Below are 17,998 nucleotides of genomic sequence, written 5' to 3' on the forward strand. Positions count from 1 at the left end.
TATGTTCATAAAGCATTAAGGTAACTTAAGCCCCCGTAAAAGGTGACTTAATAACCCTAATTACGCTACACTACACCGCTATTTATTCACCACTGCGGCGCACAAAACACAATGCAAAACACTGCTAAATCGGTCACTATTATTGATGTTGCTAAGCGTGCTGGTGTATCAAAGTCAACCGTGTCTTTACTGCTTACCAAAAGCGAAAAAGTAGGCGATAAAAGCAAACAAAAAATATTAAAAGCGATTGATGAACTCGGTTACGTTTATAACCGTGATGCGGCCGCCATGCGTTCAAAACGTTCAAATTTAATTGGCATTATAATAAACGATTTAACCAACCCTTTAATGGCCGAGCTTGCTGCAAGCCTTGAAAAAACGCTAAACGAAAGTGGCTTACAAGCCATGATACTAAGCAATAATAACAACCTCGAGCTACAAACACGCGCAATAAATAACCTAAAAGAATATAACGCAGCTGCTTTTATTATTTGCCCAGTAGCAAATACCTGTGCCAAATGGCTTGATACACTAAGCGCGCAGCACAACGTTATTACCTTAATGCGCGAAATCCCTTTTAGCGCTGCCCCTTGCGTGCTGCCCGATTACAAAAAAGCCAGCCACGTAGCAACAATGCATATACTCGCTCAAGGCGTTACAAACATCGCTTTTATAGGCTGTGAGCTTACAATGAGCGAATCTTTAGCATTACAAAGTGGCTTTAATACTGCTTGTTCGCAGCACAGCATAACGCCTTTAACAGCTATAGCATGCCCGCACAACCAAGCGCTTAGTGCTAAAAATATATTTTCAAACACCTACAAGCAAAACCCACTATTAAATGCTGTGGTATGCGCAAACGATATAATTGCACAAGGTGTGATAGCAGCAATACATTCGCTTAACTTGCCAGCAAATCAAACTATAAAAGTAGTTAGCTGCCATCACTTACCTAACTACAGTGTTATGCCTTGCAGCTTGAGTACGGTGGTTATTAATACCGATGAAATAGCAAAGCGCAGCTTTTTAGTTGTGCAAGAGCTGCTACAAAATACAGCCCCTCCAGTTAAAACGCTGGTAAATGTAAACTTACAAATTAGAGATTCTAGCCAATGAAAAAAGTGCTGGTAATTGGCTACGTATGGCCAGAGCCAAATTCGTCTGCTGCGGGAACGCACATGATGTCGTTATTAAATGCATTTAAAGCGCAAAACTGGGAGGTTGAATTTGCAACCCCAGCGCAGCGTACCGAGCACATGGTTAACCTAGACGACTACGGTATAACAAGCCAAAGCATTGCCCTTAACTGCGAAAGCTTTGACGAATACGTTAAAGCCTATAATCCAGATATAGTCATGTTTGACCGCTTTATGATGGAAGAGCAATTTGGTTGGCGCGTAGATAAGCATTGCCCCAATGCCATTAAAATTCTCGATACTGAAGACTTACAATGCCTACGTAATGCACGCCACGAAGCGCACAAAGGCGAGCGCGAGTTTACCACCAGCGATTTACATTCAGACATAGCAAAACGCGAAATAGCGGCTATTTTACGCTGCGACCTTAGCTTAATTATTTCAAGCTATGAGATGAGCTTACTAAACAGTGTGTTTAAAGTAGAGCCAAGCTTATTACACCATTTACCGTTTATGGTCGATTTAAGCGCATTGCCTAAAACCACTAAAAGCTTTGATGAACGCGCACACTTTATGACTATAGGTAACTTTAGACATGCCCCAAACTGGGATGCCGTTCTTTATTTACAAAAAATATGGCCATTAATTCGCAAGCAACTCCCAAAAACAGAACTGCATATTTATGGCTCTTACCCGCCACCAAAAGCCACCGCACTTAATAACCCTAAAACGGGGTTTTTAATAAAAGGCTGGGCCGATAACGCCTATGATGTAATGCAAAGCGCGCGCGTGTGTTTAGCGCCTCTTCGTTTTGGCGCAGGTATAAAAGGTAAGTTACTTGAAGCCATGATAATGCAAACACCCAGCGTTACCACCAGCATTGGTGCAGAGGGCATGCACAACGATTTACCATGGTCTGGTAAAGTGGCCAATAATACCGAAGATTTTGCAAATGCAGCCGTTGAGCTTTACAACAATCAAACTGATTTTGAACACGCTCAGCAAGCTGGCAATACGCTACTCAATACGCTCTACGACAAAGTAAAATTAAGCGCGGCGCTCATTAATAAAATAGATGCAATAAGCAGCGATTTAAGCGCCCATCGCGAAAAAAACTTCACCGGACAAATGCTCAAACATCATACAATGCGAAGCACGCAATATATGGCGCAATGGATAGCAGAAAAAAATAAAAAATTAGATTAAAAATGACTAGACTCTTATAGATTTGTGTTTAAAATCGCGCCCATTACAAATGGGCGTTCTAGCCTATACTTTTAGCTAATTTATTTACACACTGGCCTAAATAAGATTTGAAAACTGCAACCTTCACAGAAAAACGCAAATTTATCGTTAAGTTAGGCAAAATGCTTCACAAGTACGGTACGCCTGCTTACCGCCTAGAAGCTCACCTAATGGAAGTGGCTACTTACTTAGGGCTTAAATCGTCGTTTGTTATGTCGCCAACCTCTGTAACGTTTGTAATTTGGACCGACGGCCACGAAGACGAATACACACACGTAGCACGAGTTGACCCTGGCGATCACGATTTAGGCTCACTTGCCGACACCGACGATCTAGTAAATCAAATGCTTGACGACAAGCTAAGTTTGCAAGAAGTCGACGCTCAGCTTGATGCTATTTTCGACATGCCAAACCCATACAATAAACTAGTTACCGGTATTGCGTTTGCAACATCGGGTGGTGCGTTTGCAATGCTAATGGGCACAAGCTGGACTGATGTTATGTGGTCATCGCTGCTTACGTTAGTAGTTTATGTATTTGTACTTTGGTCTACACGCTCTAAGCGCGTTGCACATATGCTTGAGCCACTTGTTGCCATTATTTCAGCTATATTAGCTTGTGCGGTAAGTGTATACATAACCCCCGAAATTAACATACGTTTAGTGGTGCTTTCGGCCATTATTGTATTTATACCGGGCCTTGCACTGGCGCTTGGTTTAGCCGAGCTTGCAGCTAGGCATTTAGTATCGGGTACTGCACGAGTTATGGACTCGTTTATGCTGCTATTTAAACTGTACTTTGGTGCCTTTATTGGCATAGGTATTGGTTTTGCTATGTTTGGCCAAGCAGACTTTGTGCAGCCAGAGCCTCTTCCTAAATGGACAGCTTGGCTGGCTATACTTCTGCTTTGTAGCAGCTTAGTTGTTATATTTAGAACTAAAATTAAGCATGCCGGTTGGTCTATTGCATCTGGTTTTATTGCTTACGGCACAAGTATTGGCTCTGCTATGTACCTAGATTACACGTTAGGTACGTTCGTAGGGGCTTTATCGGTAGGTATATTTAGTAACTTATTTAATCGTGTTGCTAATGCACCCGCCTCAATTGTTGCCATGCAAGGCTTAATTGTATTAGTACCCGGTAGTAAAACCTACATTGGCTTAAACTCACTTATTGAAGGCCAAGACTTTGTATACGCAGAGCATATTGGCCAGCAAACGTTTTTAATATTTATGTCGCTTGTTGCAGGGCTAATATTTGCAAACGTGGCTCTTCCGCCTAAAAAGAGTTTGTAGTATTTAAATTTAACCTTCTAGGGTCTATTGACCCTTCTGTATTAAAATTTGTTCTCTCTAGGAATTAGTCGGGCGCGAGGTTTTTAAACTAGCAGGCTAAGCGATAAAGAGTAAATAGTTCTTCAGGGCAACCAAGAGCAGCACATTTTTTTGCATTTATGCTGTATTATCGGCCATTTACCGTAATGAACACAGGCCCTGCCTACCCTAAAATCCTTAGTAAAAACTAGGCGAATTTACGCTTTCATAGCAAGTCTAATAGAAATAAATTCAAAGCTGTTAGCGCTGAAAATAACAGCCGGGATAGGTTTATTATCCGGAGTTCGAGTTTGTTATTATGCGATGTATAAATAGGTAAATAATAAAAAATTACAATATACCGTTTCTCGATAAAGGCTCATGTGTTGTTCTGTATTCATACCGCCGTATATAATCTTAACGCGGTGAGTGAGTTATTTACATACTAAAACAATAAGTTACTAATAAAATGGAGGTTATCTCCTAAGCACATTTCAACTGGATTAAAAATTTCGCGCCACAATTAAATCCCCCCTAGCTTGAACGGTGACTCCCTGAAAAATTAATAGCCCAACTATTATTTATCATTGAATCAGCCGTAATAAGCATTCACAGAAAAGATAATTTTTAACCCTACATGCCCAAATGCAACAATAATGTTAGTTAATTGTTTCGCACAGTACCATATAAAGGTACAATCATTGCCATTAAGTAAACTTAATTATACCTACCTTTATAAATTAACTATCTACGGATAAATTAACTCCAACTAGGAAACATTTAATATGCATATGGCTAAATCTTTTTTTGGGATTGCAGTAAGCTACTTTTTTATAATCAGCATGATACTAGCTAACACCGCTGTAGAGGCGGTAGAGGTAGATGTTGCAGTTGTTTATGATAATGAAACAAAAGAATACTATAATGGCTCAGCATCTACTGCAATCATTGCAATGGTAGATCAAGCAAACACCTACCTTGCTAATAGTGAAGTTGATATCCAACTAAACCTTGTTGCAACACAAAATATAGATATAACTCCGGATTTAAAAATTCTTAGAACAGATACCCAAGTAAGTACTTTGCGTCAAAATAGTGGTGCTGATTTTGTCACTTTAATTAGCCAATCATTTGATGAAGGTTGTGGTGTTGGGTATGTAACAACGAGCAGTTCACGTGCGTTTAACATCATTCGCAGAAGCTGTATGTCTCGATCATATCTTCACGAAATGGGACATACAATGGGGCTCAGTCACTCATTAAAACAAGAAAGCGTTGGTAAAGATTACCCTTGGGGAATTGGATATGGCGTAACAAATTCCTTTTCTACCTTAATGGCTTATGAATCAGCTTACAACACAAACACACGTACTTACCTTTTTTCTAACCCTAATTATGAATGTAAAGGGTACGATTGTGGTATTAAAAATCAAGCCGATGCAGCAAAAGCATTGAATAATGTAAAAGACAAAGTAGCAAGTCATAGAAGCTCTATTGCTTCAAGTGAAGGGTTAGAAAATGGCACTGTTTCAGTTTCCCAAGAAGGAAGTGAAGCATGGAGCTCAGTTAAATTTAAATCAACATTTACGTCTATACCAGTGGTAATAATGGGCCCTCCTACAAAAAATGGTGCAAGCCCTATCACTGTAAGTATTCGTAATGTCACTCAAAAAGGTTTCGATTTTCAATTAGATGAGTGGGATTACCTAAATGGCAGCCATCCAGTAGAGACAGTTTCATGGCTGGCTGTAGTTGAGGGTAAGCATGATTGGGGTGGCCAGCAAGTATATGCAAGCAAAACAAAAAATGTAACTCATAACTGGAAGTCCGTTTCTTTTGCAAATAATATCTATACGACGCCTATTATTCTTGCACAAAAAGAGGTTGTACTAGAGGGCTCTGCATCTACCATTCGTATGATTAACGTTTCAAGTCAAGGGGCTGATTTTTTTCTCCAAGAAGAAGAGGCAAACGATGGTAATGTTGCTGGCGATACGATTCACTACTTAGCGATTACGCCAGGAAAAGGAAGCATTGACAAGCTAAAAACACAGGCCCAAATAGCGACAGATTCAGTTACCGATTCATGGAAAAACATTAATTTTTATGATGACTACGAAAATGCGAAGATATTTTCTAGCATTCAAAGCTACAACGGTACAGATCCTATTTCTCTACGCTATCAAGACCTTAACAGTGATGGTGTGCAAATAAGCTTACAAGAAGAGCAGTCGAGCACAGCTGAAACAACCCATACGGCGGAAAGCGTTGGTTGGTTAATTTTGGGTAACAACTAATTATTTTACTTTTTAGATAGCTGTAAAATTAAAATACACTAAAGCAAAAACGCTTTGCGGTCGGTTTTAGTGTATTTAAGGCTCAATTCTTTTTACGTTTAACTTCTTTAGGTATTAGAGAACATGAAATTTATCATAGGCACCTTAATTGCTGTAACGGGTTTAATTTTAGCATTTATATATTACCCTCCAAACAACGGAAAAATAAATACAACGTCTTCCGTAAATAAAGCCATAGGTGACATAAATAATCTGCGCAATAACGAGCCTGCCCTAGCCCATACAACGTTGATGGCCTCCAATGAAAAAGAAAAGTCTCAAGTAACAATAAAAGAGCAACAAACTATCAAACCACACGATGTTGATGAAGAAACAAATTACTCGGCACTTGAAGACCGTTACCAAACGATATCTAAAAATGAAAATTACCCGACTTTATCGTCACGTATATCAGCAATAAACGCCCGTAGATCAAACATAAATTACTCAGCTGAAGACTTACTAGCCGCGATAGAAAAAACCTCTGCATGGGAAGAAGTAAGACAGCCAGGCAAAAATTTAAATAAATTATCTGCAGATGAATTAAGTGACGGTAGGCAGTTTATTGATTTTGACCCTTTGAAGGTAGAGTCTTTGATGGTCGGCGATCACCTCGATATTGCTATTGAATCTATAGGACAAGTATTTGATATGAAAGTGGATAGCGTTCGTATCTTTGAAGATGGTAACATTATGTGGAAAGGTAAAATAGCCAATATAAAAAATGGCTCCGTAACCATAACCCAGTCTAACGTGATTACCCTAGCAGCCGTTATCCTTAATGACGATGACTTTACTTTAGAAGCACATGGCTCTGATGGGTGGATACATAATAGTGGCGAGTTATTTAAAACTAACATAAACCACACCGACGAAGTTTACTTAGACTAACATTTTGGCTTTTCAGATTTAAAACATTTTCAACCCCAGTGCTACATTGGTAACTTAGTGCCTGAATAACTAGTACCTGAATAAACAGTGCCTTGATGCCTCTACCTATGAGGCAACAAAGAAAGTCACCACTAATAAAAACTCTTAAGTAGGCCGTATTTGGCATTTTGCGTCATTACCGCCTACTTGTTAGAAATAATAACCACAGGCAAGCCCGACTAAAAACCAAGTCCGCGATCGTAAAATTAGCTCAGAAACCTAATCATATTCATACTCAAGGCTTGCTACTGCCTGCTCAATTAAATGCAGGCGTTCAATCCGGCATCAAACATTGATCAATACCAACTCGCTTAATTAAGCGATCTGTTTTGAAGTAAGAAAAAATAGTATCGATAACAAGAAAAAATTTCGTTATTTAGTTGCTATCACTAATTACTCCTGCATTGCTCTGCATCCATACAGTCGTATATCAGAAATTTTCAACGCAGTTAACGTAAAATTTAATTCCTCAAATTGATTAAGCATAATGGCAAATTGGTATTACGAGCTAACTAACGTAACCAATTAGTTTTACCCAGTTCGACGATTTCATCCCCTTTGCCGTTTATTAACGCTTTCATCATGTAAACACTAAAGCCTTTTGCTTGCTCTAATTTTATTTGCGGCGGCATCGAAAGCTCTTGCTTTGCAGTATCTACTTCTAACACAACCGGGCCTGCGTGATTCATCATCTCATCCATTGCCAAAGGGAGTTCATCTGGATCACTCACATGAATGCCTTTTAAACCACAAGCCTGTGCAATGTCAGCAAAACTTGGGTTTTCTAAATCGGTATCGCTTGATAAAAACCCACTGGCTTTCATTTCCATTGCAACAAAACTAAGTGAGCGATTATTATAAACAACAATCTTTATAGGTAAATTAAGCTGTTTGAGCGAAATTAAATCACCCATTAACATCGAAAAACCGCCATCGCCACACATTGCAATCACTTGGCGGTTTCTATTAATAGATTGAACGCCCATTGCCTGCGACATCGCATTTGCCATAGAGCCGTGGTTAAAAGAACCAATTAAACGCCGCTTACCATTCATCGATAAATAACGTGCAGCCCATACAGTAGGTGTACCTACATCACAAGTAAACACAGCATCGTCAGCTGCTTGCTCGTTTAACAAACGTGTTAGATATTGCGGATGAATTAATTTTTGCGAGGTTTTACCACTGGCAAGCTTATCGAGATCTTTTCGAGATTCTTTATAGTGCTTAACGCTCTTTTGTAAGTGCGAGTCTGTGCGCTCACCTTCAATGTACTCAAGTAATGTGGCCACTGAATTTTTTGTATCGCCTAATACGCCACAATCAATTTGAACGTGTCGCCCGAGTGATGCCGCCTTATTATCAATTTGTAATATGGTGGTATTTTCAGGATAAAAAGCCCGATACGGAAAACTCGTGCCAATCATCAATAATGTATCGGCCTCTTGCATTGCATGATAGCCCGACGCAAAACCTATAAACCCAGTCATACCAACATCATAAGGGTTATCGTATTCAATAAACTCTTTACCGCGCATAGCGTGTACTATTGGCGCTTGTAATTTTTCGGCAAGTTCTACGATTTCATCATGTGCATCTTTACAGCCTGCACCACACAATAAAGTTACTTTTTTACTTTTATTAAGATGAGTTGCCATTGCTTTAATGTCAGATAACGCTGGGGTATACACTGCAAGTTTTGGCACGTTCCATTTTGGTTTAATAGCTTTAGGCATATCTTTTAATGCAATGTCGCCGGGTAACACAAGTACACTTACGCCTTTGTTCAATATTGCTTGTCGCATTGCGGTTTCAAGCAAGTGTGGCATTTGCTCTGGATTTGACACCATTTCGCAATATACACTGCACTCTTTAAATAATTCTTGCGGGTGGGTTTCTTGAAAGTAACTACTACCAATCTCTGATGATGGAATATGCGAAGCTATTGCTAGCACCGGTACATTATTACGTTGACAATCAAATAAGCCGTTAATTAAATGCAGATTACCTGGGCCACACGAGCCTGCACACACCGCAAGTTCGCCTGATAAGTGCGCTTCGCCACCGGCTGCAAAGGCTGCCACTTCTTCATGACGTGTTCCTAGCCATTCAATTGTTCCTAATTTTCGAAGACTTTCACTAATGCCGTTAAGTGAATCGCCAGTTACCCCCCAAATTCGTTTTACACCAGCTTGCTCAAGGGTTTTGGTGATAAAACCTGCGATATTTTCACTCATAATATAGAACTCCTAACAGTTAAGTTATTCTGTAAATTGAATTATCTTTGGGCTCTACCAGTACAAATGTCGTTTAAAAAATGCGCTCAATTAATGAGAAACGACACACATGAAATACAAATGATAGAGTAACAACAATACGTTTAAATATTGCTATGCACCTATACTGATACATTAAACATGAATGTCGGCTTTAAACTATGTATGAATAAACTAAGATGAGATTTTTAGTGGGTTAACTATGAATATGGTATTATCTGACCCAATTATTTTACTGAATGTTTCTGTGTTATTTTTATGTCAAAATCAGCTTCTTGCTTTACCCCTTTTTTACAAAATATAAATGCGCTTTCGCTTCCAGAAACATTTACCTTTCCCTTTTATTATCAGCCGCATCCGCTAACTATTGCAGCCGCAACGCAGTTGCAACAGCAGCTAGAACCACTCTTACATTTAAAAGCCGAAAACGCAGGTAAAATGTTTGGCGTATTAGTTGTGCAAAACGACAAAAATGAACTGGGGTTTTTAAGCGCATACTCGGGGCAAATTGAAGGCGATAAAGGCAATATTAACTTTGTGCCACCGGTATCAAGTATGCAGCTAAACGATGAAGGTTATTTAGCACAAAGCAAAATTATTAATGACATAAACAGCCAAATTGATGCGTTTGAAAGCAGCGCAGAGCTCATCGCTATTAATAAAAAGCTTGATGAATCAAAAGCTATGTTTAACGAGCAATTACTTGCGCAGCAAGCCCTTATGCAGGCCGGAAGGTTAACTCGTAAAAAGCAGCGAACTGAAGGCGAAGCCGAACTAAGCGAAGCCGATTTTGAGCAGCTTAAAAATAAACTAGCCGGGCAAAGCATTGTTGAAAAAAAGCAGTTACAAGCGCTTAAACTTAATTGGCAAAATAAAATAGAGCAGCTAGAGAGCGCTCAAACCAAAATTACAGACAACGTTAAACATTTAAAAAAACGCCGTAAAACGCTTTCAAAAAACCTACAAAAAATGCTTTTTGCTCAGTATCAGTTTTTAAATGCCCATAAAGAAGTAACCGACCTAAATGCAATTTTTGCACAGCTTCCTGAGCATACTCCACCTTCTGGCGCTGGCGACTGCGCAGCACCAAAGTTATTACAATATGCGTATAAACAAAACTTAAAACCTATTGCTATGGGCGAATTTTGGTGGGGAGCAGCCCCTAAATCAGCCATTAGACAACACAAAAATTACTATCCTTCTTGTTATAGCAAATGCCAACCAATACTAGGGCATATGCTAAAAGGCCTAAATGTTGAAACCAATCCACTACTTGAAAACCAAGCCGATGGGAAAGAGTTAAGTATTATTTATAAAGACGACGACTTATTGGTGGTGAACAAGCCTGCTGAGTTTTTATCGGTCCCTGGTGTAAATATTGATGACTCTGTATATATGCGCATAAAAACGCAATTTCCTGAAGCTTCAGGCCCATTAATTGTGCACCGCTTAGATATGTCAACCTCAGGGTTATTGATGATCGCACTTAATAAACGTGTTCATAAAGCGCTGCAAAAACAGTTTATAGAACGCACTATTGATAAACGTTACGTTGCACTAGTCGATGGAAATGTAAGTGAAGATAGCGGCGAGATAAATTTACCTCTTATGCTTGATTTTGACGACAAGCCACGCCAAATGGTGTGCTACACAAACGGTAAGCCTTCACTAACCACATGGCACGTACTTGAGCGAAAAAACAATATTACGCGTTTACAGTTATACCCAAAAACTGGCCGAACACATCAGCTGCGAGTACACTGCGCTCATAGCTTAGGTTTAAACATGCCGATTATTGGTGATACGCATTACGGCCAAAAGGCTGATAGACTCCATTTACATGCCGAATATTTAGCGTTTACCCACCCCATTACACATAAGCGTTTAGAATTTGAAGTAGCACCTGATTTTTAGATTAATTAACTATGTTGGTTACTCATGTTTATTACCCACTTTAGTTATCCACTTTTTGGTAAATAAAATATAATCACTAAACAATCATTAACTTATACTTTAAAAGTAATGCTATAGTTAGGTATAAAAAATATAAAAATAAGCCATCATGATAAAGCAGAACAACAATTCACACGTAAAATTATTTAATCGTACATTGATTAAATTACTCGTTCTGCCTTTATTTTTGTTTGTGAGCACGTTTGCACTCGCCGATGATACGTCATTAAATTCAACCTTAAATAAGTTAGACTTTAAAACAACCCAAAGCTTAGTTAATAACATAAGAGCGAATAAATTAGACTACCTAATTAACCAGCAAAAGCTCACGCAAGCCTTTGAGATTAGTAAAGAGCGAATTGGTCAACACTTCACTTAGAAGCCGCTGCTTTATATGCAGAGTTACTTTTTAGGCAAGAAGAATACGATGCGTTAAATACCCATATATCTAATTATATAAATAACAAAAAAGTACTTAAACAAAACGATATTTATATGTTGTTTTTAGAGGCGCAATTAAAATATTTATCGCAAACAAAAAAACTCACTCAAGCTAAAGATCTTGCAATACACTTAGAAGAAAAAATAGCACAACACTCATCTAAAGAAAAAATAATCATTCTTCGTGCATTGGCTTATTACTACACAGATACGGACTCACTCAGAAAAACGTTAAGTGCCGCATTAGCAGGTCTAGAGCTTGCTATGAAAGATGATGATATGGCATCTCAAGCCTACTTTTTAAGAAAAGTTGCCGATGCCTATAACTTCCTAAATGACAGAGGTGTTAACGATGGCAAGGCTGTATATTATGCAAAAAAAGCGGTAGAAGCCTATGAAAAAACCAACGACGGGCTATTTACTGCAAAAGCATACTGGAGCTTAGGAAGTGTATTGCTTGAAACGAATAACCCCCAAGATGCACTCATTTACCTAAATAAAGCCCTACACTATTTTAAAAAAGTAAGTATGAAAAAAGGATTAGCATTTGCTCAATACTCAATTGCTAATATTCAATATAAACAAGGTAATTACGACACCGCCATTACGCTTGCAAACGAAAACATCGAGCTAGCCCGCGCTGCTGGTATTCACGATATGCACCTTGCCTCAATGATTTTACTAGCCGATATATACATAAAACAAAATTTGCTAGATAAAGCGAACCAAATAAACGATAAAGTATTTTTAAATATCGATAAGTTTAGCCGTAGTATTTATAAAGCAGAGTTTTTAGGTAAACGATATGAGCTAAAACGACAGCTTAATTACATCGATGATGCCTTTGAAGCAATTGGAAGCAAGCTCATTTATACAAAAAAACATTATGAAGCAACAAGCGAAAGTAATATAAAAACACTGCAAGTAAAGTTTGAAGTCAAAGAAAAAGAAGACAAGATTTTACAGCTAGAATACGAAAAAAATATAAACGAACTTCAAGTAAAAGAAGAGCATCAGCAAAAAATTATTTGGCGCCTTAGCGCATCTATCGCATTCATTTTAGTTATTGTGTCGTTATTTTTGTTTTATAGGCAAATTCGCCAGCGAAAAAAATACCACACTATTGCGTTAACCGACTACCTTACTAATAGTTTAAACCGCCGTGGAGTAATGCAAATAGCTGATAATTTGTTAGCCAATAAACCAGCATCAATTGCGATTGTTGATTTAGACTACTTTAAAAATATTAATGACCAATTTGGCCATGACACCGGGGACTTAGTACTGATTAAGTTTGCTCAAGCCGCTAAAAATACGCTAGGTGAAAATGATACATTTGGGCGTTACGGCGGCGAAGAATGGCTGTTTGTTTTAGATACATTAGATAAGCAAGAAATTAGCAACACGTTTGAGAACTTAGCACTCATTTTATCTGAATATTGCCGTGAAATAGAAGCCTTACCGAGTAAAATAAACATTACCTTTAGCGTAGGTGTAGCAATAAGTAATACTCACTCTAAATCACTTGATGCGCTTATTAAACATGCAGACCAACAGCTGTATAAAGCAAAAGAAAATGGCAGAAACCAAATAGCAATCGCGTGAATATACGTTACTAGTGTCCATCAATAATCATCTGTTTTATTTTGTGGGCTTTTTCAAAGTGATCTAATTTATGGGTGTGTATCCACCACGTAGCTGCTTGCATAAGTAGCTCAGGATCCGTATTTTTATTTGCAAAAAAAGCGTAAAAAGAAAGCCCTACATTTTCACCTTTAGCTGCTATTTTTTTATCGCACACAGCTATAATTTTTGCTTTTAGTTTTTCCTGCATACATACCTTATTTAATTGTATTTTAACTATCTAAATATACCGTTTAAAACACTAACGATTAGCTGTAAAAGGCTTCTATCAACAATACTATGATTCTCAAACTCTTTGTTAGACGTATTTACTTTTGTAGCTTTGCATTGATTATCTAGTGGCTCATTTTTATGTAAATCGGTTTCATAAGCTATATCGGCTTGCTCCATACATTTTGTAGAGCCAGCATAAGGCTGAGCAGCACAGCCAGTTAAAAATATACACAGCAATAATAAAGCTAAAAACGCTTTCATAATCAATCCTATTTAAAGTACCCTTCTGCCTTAGATTATAGCTACAAAGTTACTTATTTAATCGGCTATCAAAACAAGTAGGTCAATAAGAAACACACCTACTTCATCGAAAAAGGTTTCCTCTTTAGCATCCTTTTTTAATTGAGCACTTATACATTCATTATAAACTTCTGAGCTTGTTTGGGAGCCATTTAGCTCAGTCACTTCAGCTTCTTTTATGCATAAGCTTCGATCAGAATGCGAAGCTGTACTACATGCACTCAACAATGCACACAGTAACAGTGCTGTAATGGGGGTTTTTATATTCATCCTTAAACAATCCTGTTAATTAAAGCTTTATAAACCACATATATAAAACAACTATGTACAATCTGTACCTAAATAGCGCCACCACTTTATCACTCCACTAAAATATACAACCAGTAAATATTTGTAAGTATCTGTAGAGCTAAAACCTGAAAATATTGCATTAGTATGCTTGTAAAAGTTACATACCATGTGTTTGATAGCTGAATAAAAAAACATAAACACTTAAAAATCAATATTTTAACAATTGGCATCTAGCTTGCTTTGTTAACAACATAAGCAATTTGAGAACAAGTAAAAGGATTAATTATGAATATTTTTGAAGCGCTACGTTACGATCACGATAAACAACGTAAATTGGTAGACGCACTTATCGAAACTCATGGCGATACGGATGAGCGCCACGCGTTAATGAATGAACTTAAAACAGAACTTGAAGATCATGCCAAATTTGAAGAACGCTTTTTTTATAACCCACTAATGTGCGATGACTTAACTCAAGAAAAGGCGCGCCATAGTGTTGCTGAACACCACGAAATAGATGAGTTAGTTGAGCAATTAGAAGACACTAAAATGAGCTCATCAGCTTGGCTTAAAACAGCAAAGAAGCTTAATGAATTGGTACACCACCATTTGAGTGAAGAAGAGCGCGAAGTATTTCAACTTGCTGGAAAAGCATTAACTGAAGATCAAAAAGAAACATTAGCAAAACGCTACAATAAAGCGATGCATTAAATATTGTAAACCGACTTCCATACACTCCCTGTGTACTTATTGGTTATAAGCCTATGGCTTATAACCATTTTTTTTGCTTAATACTTATACTGTGTATTTAACGTCTTGATCACGTAATAAGTAAAGTGCAAAACATGCTGCCCACATTGGCCACGCAGTGAAAAACAATAAGTTATTAAAGCCATCAATATACTGATTATAAGATGAAAGTGTAGAAAGGCCGTGCATTACAAAAATGATTCCGTATGTAAGGCGCTTTTTAATACCCGCCATAAATGCTAAAACCAAAACAAGTTGTACAGCACCTATAACGTAAGCAATTATATCGGTAGAACCACTGATACCATAAAAATGTTCAAATATACGTGCGCTATGTCCAGGGTTAACAAACTTATCGAATGTCCACATTATCATTACAATAAACACCCCTAAACGCAAAGAGAAGAGTGACCATTGCAAACGGTTTTGCACATCAGAGTTAATTGTACCTGTCATAAAACTTCCTTAAAAAAATATTAATAAACGTTGAAGTAAGCTAGACCGTATAACTGAGCTTTTATTTCAAAAGAAGGTGATTTTTTTTACATGTTTGATGAATCTATAAGTTTGTAAAAATAAATTAATAACAAACAAGTTTCATAAAAATAGACTATGCTTGAAAAAACCATATAAAGCATAAGCTTACATTACAATGTAAAACTAGATACTTAAGTATGACTTTAACAATAGAGTATTGGCTTTCGTTCTAAAAAATAAAAAGAAGCCTAAATTAATTGAAAGTTATTTTTAAGGCTTTCGGTCTTTATCGCCAACAACATTTTAATCGTAGAGAGAAAACGTTTGAAACACGCACAATTAGCAATCACGCTAGCCATTGTATTAAACACACCATTGCTAGCATTTGCAGCTGAAGAACCAAAAGCAACAACTAAAAGCGCAATTGAGCACATAGAAGTAGCTGGCCAAGTTCTTAAATCTCAAGGTTTATCTGTAAAAGACGCCACTGTAGACGGCCCTTTCGGGGATAATTTGGCACTGCAAGATATTGCACGCTCAGTAACGCCTATTTCAAGCGAGTTAATAGAACAACTCAACATCACTACCCTACAAGACGTACTTGCAGTTAGCCCAAACACATACTCTGCAAGTGGCTTTGGTGCGCCCAGTTTACCTACTATTCGTGGCCAACTGGGTGAGCTTTTTCAAGATGGTACGCGTCGTCAAGCAGGTAATAATGGCTTTGGTGTGCCGTTATCGTTCAACTCTATAGAACAAATAGACGTAGTAAAAGGTGCTCCACCTGTTTTATTTGGTTCAAGCCAACGTAACGGTGGTTTTGTAAATTTACACTCAAAGACTGCTTCTACAGATGAAAGTAAAGGTAAAGTTAAGCTCTCAGCGGGACGATGGGATCAATACAGTGCACAAGTAGATTACACAGCGCCAATTATTCAAGACAAAGTAGGCCTAAGAGTAAGTTACGAGCACCTTGATGAAGGCAGCTACTACGATTATTCAGGTACTAAAAGCGACAGCTTATTTGCAGCAGTTAGAATATTGCCAGACGACAAAAGCAGTTGGGACATTAACTTTGAACTATACCAAGTTGAATTTACCGATAACGCAGGTATTAATCGCCCTACTCAAGCCTTAATTGATGATGGCCTTTACATAACGGGCCAAGGCGTGCAAGCCGATGGCAGTACAGTACCGGCAGCGGGTTCAATTGTATCGCCTACAGGGCAAGTAAAAATAGATCGCAGCACCGTACTTACCGATCCTGATAATAAAAACGAAGCAACAACCTACTTAATTCACAGCATTTATAAGCGTGAACTAAGTGCAAATGCTTCATTAAAAAATATTACGTATTTTCAGCATTTACAACGTGAAGAAATAGCACAAAACAGCTTTGTAGAAATTATAGACGGCGCTGATACCGCCCAAAACCGAACGGAGCTTACGTACCGCTGGAACAGTGACCAGCAAACAATTTTTGCTTTTGACGTGCGCTACAATAAAGTGCTCGGCTATAGCCAATTTACTACCGAAGCCGATTTACCAATTGATTTAACAGGCCCGCTTTCAAACCGCCGCATTCCATTAACCGATGCACAAAAGGCGCGTTTAGTAGAGCTAAGCCCAGGCGTATTTGTATCGCCTGGTGGTCAATACGACTTAGATAACGATGGCAGCGGCGACTTTAATCTATCAGACACCACCGACTCACGCTCATGGCAAACAGGGCTTGCTATTCAACAAGACTCAGATTGGAGTGATAAGCTTCATACTAGCGTGGGTTACCGCATTGATTTTTACGATGTAGAAGCAAACGATCCTATAGCACCGCAAGGCCAAGTTGCTGCAAGCGATAGCATTAACGAAATACTGCATTCTGGCCAAGTTAGCTTTAACTACAAAATAAATGCCGACTACACCACTTACGGTGCAGCAAGTTATAACGAAGCAACGTCAAACAGTATGGCTGGCGGTACATCGCTTGGCAGCGATAACACCATTAGCGCACAAAATTTTGCTACCGAAAACACATTAGTTGAGTTTGGCTTAAAGTACGCCCCAACCGACAGCGATTGGTACGCCGATGGCGCGGTATTTAGTCAGCGCCGCAGTTTACGTAATCGCGATGGCAGCAATACAGGTATTCGTACTACAGGTTTTGAAAGCCAAGTATTTTACGATGCTTACCCTTATTGGCTAAGTGCGGGTTACAGCTACATAGATGCGCGTTACGACAACTCTGCAAGCAGCCAAGATTCTGCTCAAGTAATCGATGCGTTTGATAATTCGCGCCCAGATATTATCGCAGGTACCGGTGTTGGCGCCCCTAACTTTACTGCTTTTGCACCTTCAAACCGCCAAGTTCAGGGCATTCCTGAGCAATCATTCAGTTTTAACGGAAATTATTCAATTAATTCGAAATGGCAAATGGGTTTTTCAGGTCTATATACAAAGAGTTACCCATTAGACTTTTTGGCAACAGTTAAAATTCGTGATCAATACACACTAAACGTTAATACTAGCTACGTATTTACGCCTAGCACTAAGTTGCGATTAGATGTAAACAACGTCACTAATCAAAAAAACTGGCGCCCTGTATTTGAAGGTGGTTACTTTGGTGCAACGCTGGCTTTTCCAGAGTTACCAATTAACGCAAAACTTACACTTACACATAATTTTTAAGAACGTTT

Annotated in this window: 15 protein-coding genes; 10 read left to right on the plus strand and 5 right to left on the minus strand. The window is 38.4% G+C overall.

The genetic code is table 11. The features are described from left to right. The first annotated feature begins 111 nt into the window (after positions 1 to 111). From J8L73_RS08590 to J8L73_RS08610, 5 genes are all read left to right on the plus strand, one after another. The gene (locus J8L73_RS08590) at positions 112 to 1,116 is read left to right on the plus strand and encodes a LacI family DNA-binding transcriptional regulator (protein WP_211016232.1); all 1,005 of its coding nucleotides are present in this window, start codon (positions 112 to 114) and stop codon (positions 1,114 to 1,116) included. Next, positions 1,113 to 2,342: a glycosyltransferase gene (locus J8L73_RS08595; RefSeq protein ID WP_211016234.1), complete on the plus strand. Its 1,230-nt coding sequence runs from the start codon at positions 1,113 to 1,115 to the stop codon at positions 2,340 to 2,342. Before J8L73_RS08590 ends, J8L73_RS08595 begins: the two co-directional genes overlap by 4 nt. A gap of 107 nt (positions 2,343 to 2,449) precedes the next feature. After that, the gene (locus tag J8L73_RS08600; RefSeq protein WP_210999792.1) at positions 2,450 to 3,676 is read left to right on the plus strand and encodes a threonine/serine exporter family protein; all 1,227 of its coding nucleotides are present in this window, start codon (positions 2,450 to 2,452) and stop codon (positions 3,674 to 3,676) included. Positions 3,677 to 4,485: 809 nt separating this feature from the next. Then, positions 4,486 to 5,991: an H-type lectin domain-containing protein gene (locus tag J8L73_RS08605; RefSeq protein ID WP_211016236.1), complete on the plus strand. Its 1,506-nt coding sequence runs from the start codon at positions 4,486 to 4,488 to the stop codon at positions 5,989 to 5,991. A 123-nt stretch (positions 5,992 to 6,114) separates the two neighbouring features. Continuing rightward, positions 6,115 to 6,921 (plus strand): hypothetical protein, encoded by an 807-nt coding sequence (locus tag J8L73_RS08610; RefSeq protein WP_211016238.1) that lies wholly within the window; start codon positions 6,115 to 6,117, stop codon positions 6,919 to 6,921. A gap of 551 nt (positions 6,922 to 7,472) precedes the next feature. Here the strand turns inward: J8L73_RS08610 and poxB are convergent. Beyond that, positions 7,473 to 9,197, minus strand: a complete 1,725-nt coding sequence (gene poxB, locus J8L73_RS08615) for a ubiquinone-dependent pyruvate dehydrogenase (protein WP_211016239.1) — start codon at positions 9,195 to 9,197, stop codon at positions 7,473 to 7,475. 297 nt (positions 9,198 to 9,494) lie between these two features. Here poxB and J8L73_RS08620 point away from each other — a divergent pair, with 297 nt between their 5' ends. The 3 genes from J8L73_RS08620 (at position 9,495) to J8L73_RS08625 (ending at position 13,235) form a co-directional block, all read left to right on the plus strand. After that, positions 9,495 to 11,150: an RluA family pseudouridine synthase gene (locus J8L73_RS08620; RefSeq protein WP_211016241.1), complete on the plus strand. Its 1,656-nt coding sequence runs from the start codon at positions 9,495 to 9,497 to the stop codon at positions 11,148 to 11,150. A 148-nt stretch (positions 11,151 to 11,298) separates the two neighbouring features. After that, positions 11,299 to 11,568, plus strand: a complete 270-nt coding sequence (locus J8L73_RS19295; RefSeq protein ID WP_247659604.1) for a hypothetical protein — start codon at positions 11,299 to 11,301, stop codon at positions 11,566 to 11,568. Positions 11,569 to 11,684: 116 nt separating this feature from the next. Further along, on the plus strand, positions 11,685 to 13,235 hold the full coding sequence (locus J8L73_RS08625; RefSeq protein ID WP_247659605.1) for a tetratricopeptide repeat-containing diguanylate cyclase: 1,551 nt from the start codon (positions 11,685 to 11,687) through the stop codon (positions 13,233 to 13,235). Between the two features lie 10 nt (positions 13,236 to 13,245). Here the strand turns inward: J8L73_RS08625 and J8L73_RS08630 are convergent, their stop codons facing one another. Genes J8L73_RS08630 through J8L73_RS08640 form a run of 3 tightly spaced genes read right to left on the minus strand, consistent with a single transcriptional unit; the run spans position 13,246 to position 14,057 of the window. Then, on the minus strand, positions 13,246 to 13,464 hold the full coding sequence (locus J8L73_RS08630; RefSeq protein WP_210999798.1) for a DUF6500 family protein: 219 nt from the start codon (positions 13,462 to 13,464) through the stop codon (positions 13,246 to 13,248). A 26-nt stretch (positions 13,465 to 13,490) separates the two neighbouring features. Beyond that, positions 13,491 to 13,748 carry a hypothetical protein gene (locus tag J8L73_RS08635; protein WP_210999799.1) on the minus strand — a complete coding sequence of 86 codons (258 nt, stop codon included), beginning with the start codon at positions 13,746 to 13,748 and terminating at the stop codon, positions 13,491 to 13,493. Between the two features lie 57 nt (positions 13,749 to 13,805). Continuing rightward, positions 13,806 to 14,057, minus strand: a complete 252-nt coding sequence (locus tag J8L73_RS08640) for a hypothetical protein (protein ID WP_211016243.1) — start codon at positions 14,055 to 14,057, stop codon at positions 13,806 to 13,808. 306 nt (positions 14,058 to 14,363) lie between these two features. Between J8L73_RS08640 and J8L73_RS08645 the strand changes: the two genes are divergently transcribed. Next, positions 14,364 to 14,789: a hemerythrin domain-containing protein gene (locus tag J8L73_RS08645; RefSeq protein ID WP_211016245.1), complete on the plus strand. Its 426-nt coding sequence runs from the start codon at positions 14,364 to 14,366 to the stop codon at positions 14,787 to 14,789. An 84-nt stretch (positions 14,790 to 14,873) separates the two neighbouring features. Here the strand turns inward: J8L73_RS08645 and J8L73_RS08650 are convergent, their stop codons facing one another. After that, positions 14,874 to 15,284 (minus strand): hypothetical protein, encoded by a 411-nt coding sequence (locus tag J8L73_RS08650; protein ID WP_210999802.1) that lies wholly within the window; start codon positions 15,282 to 15,284, stop codon positions 14,874 to 14,876. A 345-nt stretch (positions 15,285 to 15,629) separates the two neighbouring features. On the opposite strand from J8L73_RS08650, the gene J8L73_RS08655 reads away from it, so the two are divergent. Continuing rightward, positions 15,630 to 17,990: a TonB-dependent receptor gene (locus J8L73_RS08655; protein WP_211016247.1), complete on the plus strand. Its 2,361-nt coding sequence runs from the start codon at positions 15,630 to 15,632 to the stop codon at positions 17,988 to 17,990. The last annotated feature ends 8 nt before the right edge of the window (positions 17,991 to 17,998 follow it).

Source organism: Pseudoalteromonas sp. MMG006, from assembly GCF_018101025.1.
GTDB lineage: Bacteria > Pseudomonadota > Gammaproteobacteria > Enterobacterales > Alteromonadaceae > Pseudoalteromonas.

What these genes read in the sequence shown, in the direction of transcription:
- J8L73_RS08595 (WP_211016234.1), top strand. Translation starts at nt 1,113, where the DNA reads ATGAAAAAAGTGCTGGTAATTGGCTACGTATGGCCAGAGCCAAATTCG.
- J8L73_RS08610 (WP_211016238.1), top strand. Translation starts at nt 6,115, where the DNA reads ATGAAATTTATCATAGGCACCTTAATTGCTGTAACGGGTTTAATTTTA.
- J8L73_RS08605 (WP_211016236.1), top strand. Translation starts at nt 4,486, where the DNA reads ATGGCTAAATCTTTTTTTGGGATTGCAGTAAGCTACTTTTTTATAATC.
- J8L73_RS08650 (WP_210999802.1), bottom strand. Translation starts at nt 15,284, where the DNA reads ATGACAGGTACAATTAACTCTGATGTGCAAAACCGTTTGCAATGGTCA.
- J8L73_RS08635 (WP_210999799.1), bottom strand. Translation starts at nt 13,748, where the DNA reads ATGAAAGCGTTTTTAGCTTTATTATTGCTGTGTATATTTTTAACTGGC.
- J8L73_RS08590 (WP_211016232.1), top strand. Translation starts at nt 112, where the DNA reads ATGCAAAACACTGCTAAATCGGTCACTATTATTGATGTTGCTAAGCGT.
- J8L73_RS08630 (WP_210999798.1), bottom strand. Translation starts at nt 13,464, where the DNA reads ATGCAGGAAAAACTAAAAGCAAAAATTATAGCTGTGTGCGATAAAAAA.
- poxB (WP_211016239.1), bottom strand. Translation starts at nt 9,197, where the DNA reads ATGAGTGAAAATATCGCAGGTTTTATCACCAAAACCCTTGAGCAAGCT.
- J8L73_RS19295 (WP_247659604.1), top strand. Translation starts at nt 11,299, where the DNA reads ATGATAAAGCAGAACAACAATTCACACGTAAAATTATTTAATCGTACA.
- J8L73_RS08640 (WP_211016243.1), bottom strand. Translation starts at nt 14,057, where the DNA reads ATGAATATAAAAACCCCCATTACAGCACTGTTACTGTGTGCATTGTTG.
- J8L73_RS08645 (WP_211016245.1), top strand. Translation starts at nt 14,364, where the DNA reads ATGAATATTTTTGAAGCGCTACGTTACGATCACGATAAACAACGTAAA.
- J8L73_RS08620 (WP_211016241.1), top strand. Translation starts at nt 9,495, where the DNA reads ATGTCAAAATCAGCTTCTTGCTTTACCCCTTTTTTACAAAATATAAAT.
- J8L73_RS08625 (WP_247659605.1), top strand. Translation starts at nt 11,685, where the DNA reads ATGTTGTTTTTAGAGGCGCAATTAAAATATTTATCGCAAACAAAAAAA.